This window comes from Enterococcus pingfangensis, from assembly GCF_005405205.1.
GTDB classification, from domain to species: domain Bacteria; phylum Bacillota; class Bacilli; order Lactobacillales; family Enterococcaceae; genus Enterococcus_A; species Enterococcus_A pingfangensis.
The window spans coordinates 105168-121147 of record NZ_BJDP01000004.1 but is presented as its reverse complement, the minus strand read 5'-3'; the positions used below and the strand labels follow the sequence as shown (position 1 = coordinate 121147).

At 40.7% G+C, this 15980-nt stretch carries 16 protein-coding genes and 1 other annotated feature; of the genes, 5 read left to right on the top strand and 11 right to left on the bottom strand.

What is annotated here, in order from left to right:
- Positions 1-58: 58 nt before the first annotated feature.
- The 5 genes from FFM63_RS02585 to FFM63_RS02565 all read left to right on the top strand — a co-directional run bounded on the left by FFM63_RS02585 (position 59) and on the right by FFM63_RS02565 (position 3521).
- Positions 59-484: an HIT family protein gene (locus tag FFM63_RS02585; protein WP_137608784.1), complete on the top strand. Its 426-nt coding sequence runs from the start codon at positions 59-61 to the stop codon at positions 482-484.
- Positions 485-880: a YtxH domain-containing protein gene (locus tag FFM63_RS02580; protein WP_137608783.1), complete on the top strand. Its 396-nt coding sequence runs from the start codon at positions 485-487 to the stop codon at positions 878-880.
- 148 nt (positions 881-1028) lie between these two features.
- The gene (locus FFM63_RS02575) at positions 1029-1958 is read left to right on the top strand and encodes a peptidylprolyl isomerase (RefSeq protein WP_137608782.1); all 930 of its coding nucleotides are present in this window, start codon (positions 1029-1031) and stop codon (positions 1956-1958) included.
- Positions 1959-2059: 101 nt separating this feature from the next.
- The gene (locus FFM63_RS02570; RefSeq protein WP_137608781.1) at positions 2060-2890 is read left to right on the top strand and encodes an NUDIX hydrolase; all 831 of its coding nucleotides are present in this window, start codon (positions 2060-2062) and stop codon (positions 2888-2890) included.
- Between the two features lie 151 nt (positions 2891-3041).
- Positions 3042-3521 carry a DUF2798 domain-containing protein gene (locus FFM63_RS02565; protein ID WP_137608780.1) on the top strand — a complete coding sequence of 160 codons (480 nt, stop codon included), beginning with the start codon at positions 3042-3044 and terminating at the stop codon, positions 3519-3521.
- A gap of 87 nt (positions 3522-3608) precedes the next feature.
- On the opposite strand, the gene rlmN is transcribed toward FFM63_RS02565, so the two are convergent.
- From rlmN to FFM63_RS02510, 11 genes are all read right to left on the bottom strand, one after another.
- Positions 3609-4676, bottom strand: a complete 1068-nt coding sequence (rlmN, locus tag FFM63_RS02560; protein WP_137608779.1) for a dual-specificity RNA methyltransferase RlmN — start codon at positions 4674-4676, stop codon at positions 3609-3611.
- A gap of 252 nt (positions 4677-4928) precedes the next feature.
- Positions 4929-7310: a DNA translocase FtsK gene (locus FFM63_RS02555; RefSeq protein WP_137608778.1), complete on the bottom strand. Its 2382-nt coding sequence runs from the start codon at positions 7308-7310 to the stop codon at positions 4929-4931.
- Positions 7311-7428: 118 nt separating this feature from the next.
- Complete coding sequence (locus FFM63_RS02550; protein WP_137608777.1) at positions 7429-8259, bottom strand: amino acid ABC transporter substrate-binding protein; 831 nt, start codon at positions 8257-8259, stop codon at positions 7429-7431.
- Between the two features lie 57 nt (positions 8260-8316).
- Positions 8317-8952, bottom strand: a complete 636-nt coding sequence (locus FFM63_RS02545; RefSeq protein WP_137608776.1) for an amino acid ABC transporter ATP-binding protein — start codon at positions 8950-8952, stop codon at positions 8317-8319.
- 13 nt (positions 8953-8965) lie between these two features.
- Positions 8966-9607 carry an amino acid ABC transporter permease gene (locus FFM63_RS02540; RefSeq protein WP_137608775.1) on the bottom strand — a complete coding sequence of 214 codons (642 nt, stop codon included), beginning with the start codon at positions 9605-9607 and terminating at the stop codon, positions 8966-8968.
- Between the two features lie 232 nt (positions 9608-9839).
- Positions 9840-10065: a binding site (T-box leader), on the bottom strand.
- Positions 10066-10145: 80 nt separating this feature from the next.
- Complete coding sequence (locus FFM63_RS02535; protein ID WP_137608774.1) at positions 10146-11237, bottom strand: DUF871 domain-containing protein; 1092 nt, start codon at positions 11235-11237, stop codon at positions 10146-10148.
- A gap of 25 nt (positions 11238-11262) precedes the next feature.
- Positions 11263-12651 carry a glycoside hydrolase family 1 protein gene (locus tag FFM63_RS02530; protein ID WP_137608773.1) on the bottom strand — a complete coding sequence of 463 codons (1389 nt, stop codon included), beginning with the start codon at positions 12649-12651 and terminating at the stop codon, positions 11263-11265.
- Positions 12652-12771: 120 nt separating this feature from the next.
- The gene (locus FFM63_RS02525; RefSeq protein WP_137608772.1) at positions 12772-14025 is read right to left on the bottom strand and encodes a PTS sugar transporter subunit IIC; all 1254 of its coding nucleotides are present in this window, start codon (positions 14023-14025) and stop codon (positions 12772-12774) included.
- A gap of 66 nt (positions 14026-14091) precedes the next feature.
- Complete coding sequence (locus tag FFM63_RS02520; protein WP_137608771.1) at positions 14092-15231, bottom strand: GNAT family N-acetyltransferase; 1140 nt, start codon at positions 15229-15231, stop codon at positions 14092-14094.
- An 11-nt stretch (positions 15232-15242) separates the two neighbouring features.
- Positions 15243-15572 carry a PTS lactose/cellobiose transporter subunit IIA gene (locus FFM63_RS02515; RefSeq protein ID WP_137608770.1) on the bottom strand — a complete coding sequence of 110 codons (330 nt, stop codon included), beginning with the start codon at positions 15570-15572 and terminating at the stop codon, positions 15243-15245.
- An 11-nt stretch (positions 15573-15583) separates the two neighbouring features.
- Positions 15584-15901: a PTS sugar transporter subunit IIB gene (locus tag FFM63_RS02510; protein WP_137608769.1), complete on the bottom strand. Its 318-nt coding sequence runs from the start codon at positions 15899-15901 to the stop codon at positions 15584-15586.
- Positions 15902-15980: the final 79 nt, after the last annotated feature.

Here is a 15980-nt window from a genome sequence, read left to right as displayed (position 1 = left end):
TTTCACTAGCAGTGATCTAAAATAAAGTGATGATGAGTAATTAGAAAGGATGTTTGCAATGGAAAATTGTATTTTTTGTAAAATTATCGATCAAGAAATCCCCAGCTACAAAGTTTATGAGGACGAAAAAGTCTATGCTTTTTTAGATATTTCACAAGCCACCAAAGGCCACACATTAGTTGTGCCAAAACAACATGTGACTGATATTTTTGATTACGATGAAGAACTGGCAGCCGATGTTTTTGCCCGCATTCCTAAAATCGCGCGTGCCCTTGAAAAAGCATTTCCCGAAATGGAAGGTTTGAATATTTTAAATAATAATAAAGAACTTGCTTATCAATCGGTCTTCCACTCCCACGTTCATTTAGTTCCGCGTTATAGCAAAAAAGACGATTTCTCCATTCATTTCGGCAATCATGCGGAACAACAAAAACCAGAAGAGATGCAAGCAATCGCTGATAAGATCAAAGAGCAGGTGAAATAGATGGGATTTTTCAAAGGAATTCTCTTTGGCGCAGGCCTCGGTACGCTAGGCGGACTCTTGTTAGCTCCGCGAAAAGGAGAAGAGACGCGTGAAAAATTAATTACCAATACACGCGAGTTGGTGGTGCTGACGGATGAACTAAATGATAATTTGACCGCATTTCGCGAATCAGCAACTAATTTAAAAAACACATTCGATACCCTTGCCCCTGCTTTTAAATCCGGCGTAGAAAAAGATCTTGAAGAATTTCGTTTTCAAGCAGATCCTCGGATTCAACAGATCCAAGCACAATTAGAAAAGATTAATCAATCCTTGCCACAAACTCAAACTGCAGACACGACTGTGATCAAAAAAGGCCGCTTTTCGTTGACAAGACCTGCAGAAACTGGTGAATAACCCCAGATTTGTTTAAGTAATTGTGTTTTAATTATGAATTTTCTCGGAAACTATTTTTATCCCTTTCCTTTGTAATTTTAGATATGTTATAGTTGGGACGGATTAACAAACAGATGTACATTTTAATTTTAGGAGTTGTAGCATAGAAATGAAGAAAAAGATCCTTTTAGCCACAGCAGGCTTGCTTAGCGTGATTGTATTAGGAGCCTGTTCAGGAAGTTCTAATCAAGACATCGCGACCATGAAAGGCGGAAAAATCACCGTCGAAGATTTCTATACCGAAGCAAAGAAAGAACAAACCAATCAAAGTTTGGTCCGCAACATGATCATCTATAAAGTATTTGAAAATGCTTATGGTGATAAAGTAACCGACAAAGAAGTCGACAAAGAATACAATAAGCAGAAAAAAGAATTGGGCGATACTTTTGATACCCAATTACAATCTGCCGGTTACACAAAGAAATCATATAAAGAATATTTGAAACAATCACTCGCTTTCCAAGAAGGCTTGAAAGCACATTTGAAGATCACTGATAAAGATTTAAAAACAGCCTGGGATTCATTCCATCCTGAAGTGACTGCTCGAATTATTTTAGCAAGCAGTGAAGACGATGCTAAAGAAATCAAAGAACAGTTAGACGATAAAGGCGACTTCGCTAAAATCGCAAAAGAAAAATCACAAGATTCAACAACAAAAGAAGATGGCGGTCAAATCAAATTTGATTCGCAATCATCAACTGTTCCTTCTGAAGTAAAAGAAGCGGCCTTCAAGTTAAAAAATGGTGAAGTTTCTGACGTGATCACTGCAACAGATTCATCTACGTACCAAACAAGTTATTACATTGTGAAGATGGAAAAAACTTCATCTAAAGGCAATGACATGGACAAATACAAAGAAGAATTGCAACAAATCGCCGAAGATACACAAATGGCTGACCAAACCTTCTCTTCTGAAGTTATTTCAAAAGAGTTGAAGAAAGCAAATGTTAAGATCAAAGATGATTCATTTGAAAATATCTTATCTGAATTCTTGACTACTGACAGTTCTGGTCAAACAACAACTGACTCAACAAAATAATTTGAGCAAACAAAGGGGAATTCCATGCGGAGTTCCCCTTTTCTTTGTATTCATGCTACAATAAAGTAGAAAATACTTATAAGAAAATAGGTGAACACTACATGGAAAAATTTGCCTCTAAAGAAGCAGAAAAAGATTATTATGAACACGAAGCAGATGAAGCAGAATTCATCGCTTGGTACAAAGAACAAGCGCATCCAGAATACGAAAAACCTTCTGTCACTGTCGACATCGTGATCATGGGCTACAACAAGGAAGAAGATCAATTAAAGATCTTGCTGATCCAACGGCGCGGCAATCCCTATCGCAACTCCTGGGCGCTTCCTGGCGGCTTTGTGGAGCGAGATGAATCGACTAATGACAGCGTGCGGCGTGAAACAGCGGAAGAAACGGGGCTAGTGATCGGCAGAAAAAATGTGGAACAGCTTCATACCTTCAGTTCACCCAATCGTGATCCCCGCGGCTGGGTCATCACTGTCAGCTATTTGGCTTTTATCGGTCAAGTACCGCCGACTGCTGGTGATGATACGCAAGACGCGCGCTGGTTCAATATGGAGCGGCATGGCGAAACGATCCGTTTGACGAGTGAAGACGATATTTCCATTGAAATCGATTTGGAAACAGGCAAATCAATCGGTAAAGACACATTGGCCTTTGACCACAATGAAATCATCCGTAAAGCTTTCAATCGGGTCGTAAATAAAATGGATCACGAACCGCTGATTCTACAAGTCTTAGGTGCCGAGTTTACGATTACCGAAGCACGCAAAGTCTTTGCCAAATTCTTAGGCGTTGATTTCAGAACGGTCGACCATTCTAATTTCAAAAAAGCAATGCTGCAATATTTTGATGAACTAGGTGAACGACCGGTTGGAATTGGCCGTCCTTCTAAGATTTATCGTCTAAAAGATGAGATTGGTGAAAAAAAATAAACTTTTTACTTACATTAAATGGAAAAGTCTGTATATAATGGAGAAGCAAAAAAATTGTCTTTCCATAACGCAGTGAAGATTCCCAAAGTGGTTGTCGTAGCGAGTTATACGATTGCCGCTTTTTTGTATTCAAAATTATAGGAGGATCTTTATGCCAAGAAATAAAAGAGAAAGTTTTGTTTATACTGTAATGATATGTTTTGTGATGGTGCTTTGGATGAGTTTGTACAATGTTTATTTACATACGGGGGCTTTCACATTAGACGTCTTAAAAACTGCCTGGATAGGTTTGCCTTTAGGTTACCTATGCGCGCTGCTTTTAGATTGGTTTGTTGTATCAGCAACAGCCAAAAAAATCGCCTTCAAACTACTACCCGCTTCAGCTAGCCCTATCCGGATGGTCCTTACAGTTTCTTGCTGTATGGTTTTACCAATGGTCTTCTTCATGTCCCTTTATGGTGCAGTTGAAGTATTGAGCCACACACAGGCTTGGGATCAGCTCTTGATTGTTTGGGGCACAAATATTTTAAAAAATGTCGTAATGGCACTCCCTTTCCAATTGCTTATCGCCGGTCCGCTTGTGCGAAAAGTTTTCAGAAGAATTTTTCCAGTTGGCACGATCTTAGCATAAGACACAAACAGCCGAACATACATTTGATGTATGCTCGGCTGTTTTTTTGCTAAAATTTATTTACTTACCCAATCGTAGCGCAAAAATTTATTTTGCCGCAACTTTCTTCATTTGTTTGCTCCGCAATTGTCCGCAAGCTGCGTCGATATCTGTTCCGTGTTCTTTTCGGATCACGCAATTGATCCCGTTCTTTTTCAAGACATCATAAAAACGTAGCACTGCTGCTTTACTGCTGCGAGAATATTGGTCATGTTCGCTGACTGGATTATAAGGAATCAAATTCACATAAACCAATTTTTTCTTGTTCTTCATTAGATCAGCCAATTCTTGCGCATGTTCCGGCTGATCATTCACGCCTGCTAACATGATGTATTCAAAAGTGACCCGGCGATTGGTTTCTTCAATATAATAGTCTACCGCGTCCATCAATTTTTCAATTGGGAAACTCCGATTGATCCGCATGATCGCTGAACGAATTTCATTATTTGGTGCATGCAACGAGATTGCTAAATTCACTTGTAGACCATTTTCCGCAAATTTTTTGATCTTAGGAACTAAACCGCTCGTTGAAACGGTGATATGACGAGCGCCGATCGCCATTCCTTTGTCGTCATTGATGACATGAAGAAAATTCATCACATTGTTGTAATTATCGAATGGTTCGCCGATCCCCATCACAACGATATGAGAAACGCGTTCTTCTTCACCACGTTCATCAAAATAATGTTGGACTAACATGATTTGAGCGACGATTTCGCCAGCTGTCAAATCACGCTGTTTTTTTAACAGACCTGACGCACAGAATGTACACCCGATATTGCAGCCGACTTGTGTCGTTACACAAACAGACAAACCGTATTCTTGACGCATCAGAACTGTTTCGATCATTAAGTGATCCGGCAATTCAAATAAATATTTGACCGTACCGTCGCTAGCTTCTTGCACGACTAATTGTTTCAACGGATTGATGATAAAGTTTTCTTCCAACAGCGCGATCGTTTGTTTCGATAAGTTGCTCATTTCCGCAAACTCACTCACGCGGCTGCGGTAAAGCCATTCCCAAACTTGCACAGCTCGGAATTTTTTCTCTCCATGTTCCAAAAACCATTCGACTAATTCTTCTCTTCTCAAACCATAAATTGAGGGTTTTTCCAAAGTATTACCTCCTACTATCTTGTATCAAAGTGCTAGCTTTGCTAGTTCAATCACGAAATCAGAAATTATTAAATATTCTGCTGCTCTTTGTCCGCATTCTCTTATTTAAACAAGCTTGACGACTATTTTCTCATGAATCAATCATCTAAAAAACTGGCAACATTCGCTACATACTATAACTGATTCACAAAGAGAAAACAATTAACTTTGGGAAAAACAAAAAAATAGTCTAGATTTCTCTAGACCATTTTCTTAGTTTTCCAACGGATTCTCTGGTTCTTCTTCAGCCTTTTGTAAAAAGACTTCTCGTGGTTTGCTGCCAGTCGATGGTCCGATTACCCCATGATCCTCCAATTCGTCAACGATACGAGCAGCTCGATTGTAACCGATTCGGAAACGGCGTTGCAGCAAGGAGATACTTGCCGTCTGCATATCAACAACTAATGCTTTTGCTTCTTCATACAATTCGTCTTGCGGATTTTCTGACGGTGCAGTTGTCGTTTCTTCGGTCGGCATCATTTTTTCTTCATAATGGGCTTCTTGCTGATCTGAAACAAATTCTACGATCTGTTCAACTTCATGATCAGAAATAAACGCACCTTGGACCCGGATTGGTTTGTTTTCACCCATCGGCAAGAACAGCATATCCCCGCGGCCTAAAAGTTTCTCCGCGCCATTCCCATCAATAATCGTCCGCGAATCCGTCCCGCTTGAAACAGCAAAAGCGATCCGTGATGGCACATTGGCTTTAATGATCCCTGTGATGACATCCACACTTGGCCGTTGTGTCGCTAAGATCATATGGATCCCCGCCGCCCGCGCCATTTGTGCTAAACGTGTGATTGCATCTTCTACTTCATTACTTGCCACCATCATCAAGTCAGCCAATTCATCAACGATGACCACAATAAACGGCAAGATTGGCCGGTTTTGTCCGTCTTCTAAATTTTTCTGAATGACTAACTCGTTGAAACCTGAGATATTGCGCACACCAGTCGCCGCAAATTTCTCATAACGTTCTTCCATTTCTTGCACAACTTTTTGTAATGCCTGTGCCGCTTTTCTCGGATTCGTTACAACGGGCGTCAATAAATGTGGAATCCCGTTGTAAACATTCAACTCGACCATTTTCGGATCGATCATCATCAGTTTTGCTTCGTTCGGTTTGGCCCGCATCAAAATACTTGTGATGATTCCGTTGATAGCAACCGATTTCCCGCTCCCAGTCGAACCAGCGATCAGCAGATGAGGCATCTTGGTTAAATCAGCGGTCCGCACCATGCCGGAAATGTCTCGACCTAAAGGAACTTCTAAGATTTTATCTGGATGATTGGGTTGCGATTCAATAATGTCTCGGAAAGATACTGTACTAATCGTACTATTGGGTACTTCGATCCCAATCAATGATTTACCGGGGATCGGCGCTTCCATCCGTACATCTTTAGCAGCTAATGCTAGCGCGATGTCATCCGTCAAATTGACGATCTTGCTGACTTTCACCCCTACTGCCGGTTGAACTTCAAATTTGGTGACTGATGGCCCTAAACTGGCTTTGACCACTTTTGCGTCGACACCAAAACTGTTAAATGTTTTTTCTAACACTTTGATGTTTTGCTCGATCTTTTTGTATTCATCGCTTTGGTCGGTTGCCGGAATCGAATCCAACAAAGTCGACGGTGGTAATTGATAGTCGTGATCTTCTGGTTCCGCATTAATCTCAAATTCTAAATCACCCGGATCATCGATTTCTTCTTCAAGCTGCGGCTTTTTCGCAACTGTCGGCTTTAAAGGTTCTAAGTTTTCTTGGAAGCCTTCAATCGGTACTAAGGTCATTTGTTCTGGTTCTGAAGGCTCTGGGCTATTTTTTATCGGTTCGTCTGGTACTGCTGAACGAACGGTTTCTTGTTCAGCCCGTTCGGCGGCCATCCTGGCTTTTTCTGCAGCCCGTTTTTCAGCTTGTGCTTGTGCCTTTTGCGATTGCCGCTCTGCTTTTTTCGCAGCGCGCAATGCTTTTTTCTCATCTGATTCAGAAAATTTTGCTTGCATCTTCTCGATAAATTCCGCCAAATAATCGGTTACTTGATTGAATTCTAAGAGACTGAATAAAAAGACGCCTAAAACTAATAGCAACCCTGCAATCAAATAGCTGCCGACTTGTGAAACTAAGAAGTGCGTCAAATTATAGAGCACACCGCCCAGCATCCCGCCGCCGACGTTTTGCGTAATTTGATTTCCTAAAAGATCAGACATCAATAAATCCCATGTCGTTTTCAAGATATTCGGATCTTTGCTTTGAACATTTGCAAACAACCGTGCGTGCAGGATCACTAAAATGCCTAAGTAGAAAACACCAATCCCGATCCAACGCCGCGGTTTAGTCACCCGCAATTTTGTATTTTTGGCTACGAGCAAACCGCCATACATTCCCAGCAGCAATGCTAAAAATTGGTACGTGTTGCCGCCGATCAGCCGCAATACATTTGCGATCAAATTTCCTAAGAAACCTAGTTTGAATAAGGAAAAAATCGTGAACAAAATGAATAAAAGCCCAATGACGATAATCAGGCGCTGTTCTTGCAGTTGTTTTTGTTTTTTTGTTTTTCTTTTTTTCTTTGTACGCTTTTTTTGCGCCATGCTATCCCTCTTTCCATTCTGTACCATTATACAAAAAAAAGAAGGCGAACAAAAGTTTTGTTCGCCTTTTCTTTCTAGTTGATCCGCATTTGTATTTTATAAGCTGCTTTCTTCTCAATTATTTAGGTAAAGTTAGTTCTTCGCCAAACCATTTCTTCGAGATCTCGCCATATTTTCCATTTTCTTGTAAATCTTTGAACGCACTGTTGATTTTTTCGACCAACTCTTTGTCGCCTTTACGTGCACCTACCGCGAAATCTTCATTTTTAAAGCCGACACTGAAAATATTGAATGCGTCTAGTTTGCCCGCTTGTTTCAAATAGTAATCCGCGTATACTTTGTCGATCAAGAGACCATCGATTCGGCCATTTTCCAAATCGATCATCGCTTCATTAAAGCTGGCATATAAGGTCGCGTCATTTTCTTTCACGATGTCTTTTAGGATTTCCGTTTGATTATTGAAGGCTTCATAACCTGAAGAACCTTCTTGCGCGCCTAAGACTTTGTCTTTCATGCCTTCTGCTTCAGTGATATTGCTGTCTTTTTTAGTGACTAAGACTTGTTCATTTTGAGCATAAGCGTCAGAGAATAATACTTTCTTTTCCCGTGATTTCGTGACAGTATAACCATTCCAGATCAAATCGATCGTTCCGTTTGCCAATTCGCTTTCTTTCATCGACCAATCGATTGGTTGGAATTCTGCTTCGATATCGTATTCTTTGAAGACTTCTTTTGCTAAATCTACGTCAAAACCAACGATTTTTCCGTCTTCATCTTTGAAACCCATCGGAACAAATGTATCGTCTAAACCGATCGTCACTTTTTTGTCTTTCTCAATCGTTTTCCAGCTGTCGTCACCGCTGGCTTCTTCCTTGCCGCACGCCGTCAACGTCAACGTCACCAATGCTAAAACGGCTGCCATTCCCAAAACAATCTTTTTCAATTTCATACTTATTCCTCCTAGTTGTTTTTTAGTAGCTAAAATGAAGCAGATAGCTGATCCTTTTTATTTGATCGGTTCTACCTTCAATAACTGATCGCCAATTTCTTCAGCAAAAACTAAATCATGGGTTACGACGATCTGCGTCACACCATCGGCTTTCAATTCTAAAATCAAGTTTGCGACTTGTTGCCGCAATGCGGGATCCAACGCACTGGTCGGTTCATCGTAAGCTAAAACTTTCGGATTCATCGCCATTGCTCGAGCGATCGCTAACCGTTGTTTTTGCCCGCCAGATAATTGATAAGGATAATTGTTCAGTAATTCCTCTATACCCAACATTTTTGCCAAATGTTCTGCCTTATTCATATAGGTTGCTTTGTCTTCTTTCAAGACCAAACGCGGACCAATCGTAATATTGTCCAAGACACTTAAATGTGGGAATAATTGAAAATCTTGGAAGACCACACCGACGACTTGTTCCTGTTCTTTCGAAGACGTCGGATCAAAAGGTTGTCCATCTAATAAAAAGGTGCCACTGTCTGCGGTTTCTAAACCAGCCAACGTTCTTAACAAGGTTGTTTTCCCACCGCCGGATGGACCGACGATCGCTAAGATCTGACCTTCAGGAATCACTAGATCCAAATTATCAATCACTTTTTTGTTGCCGAAAGATTTGTTTACTTTTTTTAATTCGATCATTTTTCTCACCTGCCTAACGATAATAGTTCAAACGATTTTCTAGTTGTTTCAAGATGACAGAAGTCACACCTGTCAATAATAAATAAATAATGGCTACTCCAAATAACGGAAGTAAGGTGGTGTCTCGTTCCATCGCGATCTTCCCAGCACGCATCACGTCGGATAGACCTAAGATATAAACAAGCGAGGTATCTTTTACTAAATTGATGACTTCATTTCCAACTGAAGGCAATACGATTTTGACGACTTGCGGAATGATGATCCGTGTAACAGTTTGAACGGGGGTCAACCCAATCACTTTAGACGCCTCATACTGACCAACTGGAATGGATTGAATCCCGCCGCGAAATATTTCTGCGTAATAAGCGGCATAGTTTAATACGAAAGCAAAAAGTGCGGCTTCAAAACGATCAAAAATAATTCCAACTAATGGCAAGCCATAAAAAACAAAGATCAATTGTAAAAGTAATGGCGTTCCTCGCATGATCCAAACATAAAAACGTAAGATCCATTGTAATGGTTTAAAGCGGCTGGCCAAACCAAAAGACAGCAGCACCCCTAGCGGCAATGAGCCCAGTATCGTATAAACAAATAATTTCAGTGTAGTCGTCGCGCCTTGTAATAATTGCGGCATGACGTCGATTAAATAATCCATTTCAAAATCCCTCCATGTGATCGAAAGCTTGCTCTTTCGAAATTTCTTCATTTTAACTCGGTTGATTCTAGTTGAAGCAGAATTGGCGGCTGAAAAAAAACGCCCCCTGGTATCTCTACCAGAGGACGTTAACTACGTGGTTCCACCTCATCTTTGTTCTTTTTTCACAAAAAGAACCTCTTTGGGTCAGTGTCCAATCAGTGAAATAAAAAAAATCCTTTAGTCGCTAGGACTAAAGGACGTAATTACGTGGTTCCACCTTTTTTTATCGCCGCTTCACAACGGACAATCTCGATTGGTCAATCTGACCTCTGCGCTAACGGGCTCTACCGGACCAACCTACTTATTTCAGCTGATCGACTCAAAGATGTGGTTCACAAATCATTGCTGTCTCTTTCCACCAACCAGAGACTCTCTTGGAACAAATGAACTGCTACTCTTCTTTTCATTGTCGTTTGATTAAGTTGAGTCATACTTTACACGCCTTCGCAGGTTTTGTCAACCGATAATCTTCATCTTTTTTTCATTTGTTTCAAATTTAATTTTTAGGAACGAACTGGAATTTTGCCCATGGCTTTAAAAAGTCCAGCATGATCCGCTCTTCTGGTGGGATTTTCCCCACTAGATTTTTCCGCGGATCACTGTGAGGGACTAAAACGATCTGCAATTCATTTTTGTATTTGCCGAAATCATCATTGCCGATGACTACATCACCAATTTGAAATTCTTGGGTATTGTCGTGGACTGGATTTTCGACAGCGGCGTATTTTACCCGCACCATGGTCGAACGGACAGCTGTTGCTGTGATATCGCCGCGGCGAAAATGTTTCGGATCAGCAATGATCTTGCGTTCCACTTCTGTGATCTTTTCTGAAAGCTCCACACCTAAACTTAATTTGTAGCGGTTTACTGCGGCTACTTTTTCTAATTCCTCATCGGAGGCATAGGCATTGCCAATGATCACCGTATCGATCAAACCAGTCGCAAACAGATGACGTGCTTGCAAATCAATTGGCAAATGACGGTGCATTTCTAAAGTCGGCAAACCATCATTGATATCCCACGGTCCATATTGTGCGTCATGACTCGTGATGAAGGCCGCTGTTTTGATTCCCTGTTTTTTAAAACGTTCACTGCAGCTGATAAAAAAGTCGTAGGGCAGTGCCGATCCTTCTTGCGGATAAAAATTATGACAGCCGTAAATAAAGGGTTCATTGGCTTCATAAGACAAAATATTATCAAGGTACGCAACATTGTTACTCATATTCAACTCGATTGCTAACCCTTCCGGATTGTAGCTCAACATGGCTTCTTTGTTTCCGTCAAAGCCTTCGTCTAAACGAATTCCGGCAGCACCTAACTCGGCAAAAAAACTTAGATCATCATAAGAGATGCCTAGATCGTTGAAAATAGCCGGCGCAATATCTAAAATCGTCTCAAAACCTAACTCTTTTGCATAATGAATAATACTGCCGAATTTTTCACTGACTTTTTCTTTTCCTTCAGTAACTTCTAACATACTCATAAAAATTCTAGTATAACCTAATTTTGCCGCCTTTTTGATATAATCGCGGTCAGCTTGCGGATCACTATGATCAGGATAAACTGAAATGCCTAATTCACGTTTCATTTCTCTTCCTCCTTGTTTGGCTCAACTATTCTTCTAACCCATTTCTTTTAGTTACTTCTTTGAACCAGTAACCAGACTTTTTGATCGTTTTGATTTGAGTATGGATGTTATTTGAAATGAAACCATAACGATTTTTGTAAGCGTTCAGCCATGACCAGCAATCAATCGGTGTCCACATATGATAACCGAAACAATTCGAGCCTTCCTCGATCCCTTTATGCAGCCAAGCCAAATGTTCTTGCACAAAATCAATTCGATAATCATCCTCGATCACGCCGTCAGAATTCATAAAACGCTCTTCATTTGAGACGCCCATTCCGTTTTCAGACACGTACCAAGGAATGTTTTTATAATTTTCTTTGATGTTCACCGCGATATCATACAGCGCTTTTGGATAAATCTCCCAGCCGCGATCCAAATTCACTCGACGGCCCGGCATATCATACGCATCATAATAACGATCCGGCATCCATTCACCGACTGAGTTTGGTGCTACATCTGGTGCTTTTACTCGATTAGGATGATAGAAGTTCACTCCTAGAAAATCAATCGTGTTATTTTTCAAAATTTCTTTTTCTTCAGCGGTCGTTGCCCACAACACGTTGTCTTTGGTTAACAACTCTTCTAATTCTGCTGGAAAATGTCCATAAATTGCTGGTTCTAAAAACATTTTATTATTCCAAAGTTCCGCGATCCGTGCCGCTTCTTGATCTTTCGGCGCCTCAGACGCTGCATAAGTCGGTGTCAGATTCAAAATCGTTCCGATCTGTGCGTCTTTGATCGCCAGTTTGCGAAACGCTTGGATTGCTTTAGCAGAAGCTAGATTTAAATTGTAAGCGACTTGTACCGCTTTTTTTCCGTTAACGATATTTGGATAATGGAATTGGAACAAATACTCGCCTTCTACTACGACCATTGGTTCATTGTGGGTGGTCCAAAATTTCACGCGATCGCCAAATAATTCAAAGCATTTTTGTGCAAACCCAACATATAGGTCTACAACTTTTTTTGATTCCCAGCCGCCATATTTATCATACAATTCAACCGGTAAATCAAAATGGTGCAGATTCATTACCGGTGTCATACCTTCTGCAAGCATAGTATCGATCACACTATTATAGAAATCAACTGCCGCTTGGTTTACTGTATTTGTTTCTAAATCATCGATCAATCGGCTCCATTGAATACTTGTTCGCAGACTATTCATGCCGATTGATCGCATCATATGCGTATCTTCTTTGTAACTATTGTAAAAATTCGAAGCCGTATCCGGACCTACTTGATTGTAGAATTTCTCCGGCTCAATCTCAAAATGATAATCAAAAACATTTGCATGTTTCTTGTTAAAGCGTCCTTCACTTTGCGGGCCAGATGTTGCTGCCCCCCACCAAAAATTTTCGGGAAAAATTTTCATTATAAATCTCCTAACTCAATTTATTTTTTAGTGATATTCTGATTCTTGTCATGTTCTGTCCTGGAGCAAAACTGAAAAAAGGGGGCAGGGATCGCGTGATCCATAACCCCCTAGTCATGCTTAAGCTTCGTTTACTTTTTTCAATTCTTGTCTTGTAGCTAATGATACGAATGGTAAGTACATAACCGTTGAGATCACTAAGTTTACAGCGGCTAAAACGGCACCTGAGAAGCTTTGTGTTGCTAAGAATCCGCCGATGATTGGTGGTGTTACCCATGGTGGCATAACCGTTGCTGCGGGCACCCAACCAAAACTAGTTGCAAAATAAGCAGTTGTTACACAGACCATTGGCGTTAAAATAAACGGAATGAACATGATCGGATTCAATACTAATGGCAAACCGAACATCAATGGTTCATTGATATTAAAGATACCTGGAGCTGCTGCTAAGTTATTTACGACCATGAATGGTTTGTTTTTGCGTCCAACTAAGTAGATTGCGATAATCAAACCGATCGTCACCCCAGTACCACCCATATTGACAAATGAATCGATAAATGGTTTGTTGACGATATAAGGTGCTGCGTTACCAGCTGAAAGTGCGGCATTGTTTGCTTCGATCGCTGGCGCATTGATTGCTTGCATGAATGGATCGATCATGTTGGCGCCATGTAAACCAAAGAACCATAAGAACGGTGTGATGAAGGCGATCAATAATGCTGAGCCATAAGAATTTGCCAAGCCCATGAACGGTTCTTGAACTGCGCCATAGAAAGCGGCAAACATATCTTCTACACCGAAACCGGCAATAATTGCTGCAATTAAACCAAAGATTGAAACAGTGATCATTGCTGGGAATAATGAAGCAAATGAACGTGCAACTGCTGGCGGTACACCATCAGGCATTTTGATTACTAATTTTTCGTTTCCAACTAAACGAGTGAAGATTTCTGCGACAATGATCCCTACGATCAAGGCTACGAATAGACCGGATGAGTTCATCCCAGTAAGTGCTGCTCCTAAAGTAAAGAAAGAAGCGACAGACACTACCCCAGTTCCGATTGGATCTTTACCGTAATGATGGGCTAAGTTGTAAGCTACTAAGAATGCGATAAAGACAGAAAGAACACCAAATGTTCCGTTCCAAACCGCTCCGCCGAAACCTTTCCAAGCTTCACCGCCGAAAATCCCATTCATGAAATTTTGGAAAGCTGGAATCGGCAAGTTATTCAGCATTACCGCCAACGCCCCTAAAATCATCAGCGGCATGGTCACTGTAAATGCATCCCGAATTGCGATCAAATGACGTTGATTACCGATTTTTGATGCGTACGGAATAAAATGTTTTTCCATGAAATTAATAAATCCATCCATTTTTTAAATCCTCCTAAATAATTTTAATTGATTCATTTTTTAATAAAAATGAACTTGATAACTATTTTAAAAATAATCATAAAACCGTTGCTGACCTTTGGGAAAAATTTCAGTTTCAACCTCTGAGGCTGTGACCTTGCCTAAGAAAATTCCTTCGGCTAAAGTTAATTCTCCCAATAATAATTCACTCCACCCATGGATCGTGGCTTTAACCTCGCCGGCTGTTTGTACTTTTTGACAAGTACCTTGACTGACTAGCCAACTGCCCACATTCCAAGGACATTCTTTATCTTCGGTCACTTCTAAAATAATTTCTTTTTGCTGAATCGGAAATTTTGTTAATAATTGCTCAATATCAATAATCCGACTCATCATATAAGGTTCTAAAGTGATCATAAGTGCTTCTTGTTCGAGAAAACATTTTTCGATTCGTTCGTACACAGGTGCATGATAAAGAAATTCGTCAAATGATGAGACGTGGGCTTTTAGATACGTTAATAATTTTCGTAAAGCAAATTCATTCTCATATGCCAGTTCATCGACGACTAATGTGTTGCCTTGCATTCGATAAATGATATAGCCTTTAGCTGTACCCGCATCATCAAAAGCTGCGGCATAAAAACGGTGCGGGTAATACATATTCAACCGTTCCCACCACCAGTCTTCACGCACGACTGTCCCCACTTGCTGCTGCAACAGTAAACGCTGATAAATCGCTTTGATAAGCGGTTTCATCTGCTGCCAAGTTCCACGTTTGACTTGCCCTTTTCTTTCACTTGGTAAATAAGTAAAAGCTTTTGCCGGGATGCGGTACGTTTTTCTGCGGCTTGTCGGTTCATAACCAAACTGCCGATAAAAGGCTTCAGAAAAAGGAGCCAGCTGAGAGACCGCTACACCTTGTGCATAAAGATCAGATAACAGCTCAGACATAATACTGCTGATACCGCCTTGACCGCGATATTCCGGATAACTAGCTACATAACCAACGCCGGCCATTTTGACTCTCTGTTGAAAAAGTTGGATTTCAAAATGATTTGCCATGACTAAATTAGTCAATTCCGCGTCTTGATATACGCCATAACAATCCGCATGCTCATAACGCGATAAGAAGAGCGGATCATTGATGATCGGTTGTTGTTTTTTAAAAGCGTATTCAATTAAACTTGTGATTGCTTCTAATGTTGGATGATCACGCGTTAGTTTCACCAGATCACTTCCTATTCATTCCCCAAACGTTTATAAAGCTCGACGACTTCTTTCGCCATATCATTGAAAGTAATACTCGTCATTAAATGGTCTTGACTGTGGACGGCTAACAGCGTCAATGTCATCGGTGTTCCGCTGGCTTCTTCTGTTAACAATCCGGTTTGAGAATGATGTGCTTCGACTAAGGCATGATCCGCCGCTTCAAGCTTTTCTTGCGCTAAGGCAAAGTCGCCGGTTTTAGCTGCTTGAATCGCTTCCATTGCATCGCTTTTTGCATTGCCCGCGTTGATAATCAAACCCATGACTGCTTCTAATTGTTCTTGACTCATTGCATCGCTCATCTGCTCCACTCCTACTTCATCAGATTAAGTGCAGTATTTAAAACAGCTTCGCCATTCATCATACCGTAATCTTTCATATCGATAACTGCGACTGGAATACCTTGGTCTGCTAATTTTGTTTCGAACTGCCCTTTCATAAATCGAACTTGCGGTCCTAATAATAAAACGTCGACTGGTTTGCTGGCATCTTCTAATTTTGTATCTGCTTCTGAAGATGAAACTGCAAAAATATCTGATTCTACTCCCTCAGCTTCGGCAGCTTTTTCCATTTTTGTCACTAATAAACTCGTGCTCATGCCTGCTGCACAAACTAACATAATTCTTTTCATAATTGACACCCCTTCGTTTTTTCTTATTCACTTTATATAATGCAAGTTGCGTGCCAACTTTTAGGTTGCACAGAAGCCC

Bases quoted from the DNA above. Each gene is read 5' to 3' on its own strand.
- FFM63_RS02540 (WP_137608775.1), bottom strand. From the start codon at position 9,607: ATGGATTATTTAATCGACGTCATGCCGCAATTATTACAAGGCGCGACG.
- FFM63_RS02510 (WP_137608769.1), bottom strand. From the start codon at position 15,901: ATGAAAAGAATTATGTTAGTTTGTGCAGCAGGCATGAGCACGAGTTTA.
- FFM63_RS02575 (WP_137608782.1), top strand. From the start codon at position 1,029: ATGAAGAAAAAGATCCTTTTAGCCACAGCAGGCTTGCTTAGCGTGATT.
- FFM63_RS02565 (WP_137608780.1), top strand. From the start codon at position 3,042: ATGCCAAGAAATAAAAGAGAAAGTTTTGTTTATACTGTAATGATATGT.
- FFM63_RS02515 (WP_137608770.1), bottom strand. From the start codon at position 15,572: ATGAGCGATGCAATGAGTCAAGAACAATTAGAAGCAGTCATGGGTTTG.
- FFM63_RS02555 (WP_137608778.1), bottom strand. From the start codon at position 7,310: ATGGCGCAAAAAAAGCGTACAAAGAAAAAAAGAAAAACAAAAAAACAA.
- FFM63_RS02585 (WP_137608784.1), top strand. From the start codon at position 59: ATGGAAAATTGTATTTTTTGTAAAATTATCGATCAAGAAATCCCCAGC.
- FFM63_RS02580 (WP_137608783.1), top strand. From the start codon at position 485: ATGGGATTTTTCAAAGGAATTCTCTTTGGCGCAGGCCTCGGTACGCTA.
- FFM63_RS02570 (WP_137608781.1), top strand. From the start codon at position 2,060: ATGGAAAAATTTGCCTCTAAAGAAGCAGAAAAAGATTATTATGAACAC.
- FFM63_RS02530 (WP_137608773.1), bottom strand. From the start codon at position 12,651: ATGAAAATTTTTCCCGAAAATTTTTGGTGGGGGGCAGCAACATCTGGC.
- FFM63_RS02535 (WP_137608774.1), bottom strand. From the start codon at position 11,237: ATGAAACGTGAATTAGGCATTTCAGTTTATCCTGATCATAGTGATCCG.
- FFM63_RS02525 (WP_137608772.1), bottom strand. From the start codon at position 14,025: ATGGATGGATTTATTAATTTCATGGAAAAACATTTTATTCCGTACGCA.
- FFM63_RS02545 (WP_137608776.1), bottom strand. From the start codon at position 8,952: ATGATCGAATTAAAAAAAGTAAACAAATCTTTCGGCAACAAAAAAGTG.
- FFM63_RS02550 (WP_137608777.1), bottom strand. From the start codon at position 8,259: ATGAAATTGAAAAAGATTGTTTTGGGAATGGCAGCCGTTTTAGCATTG.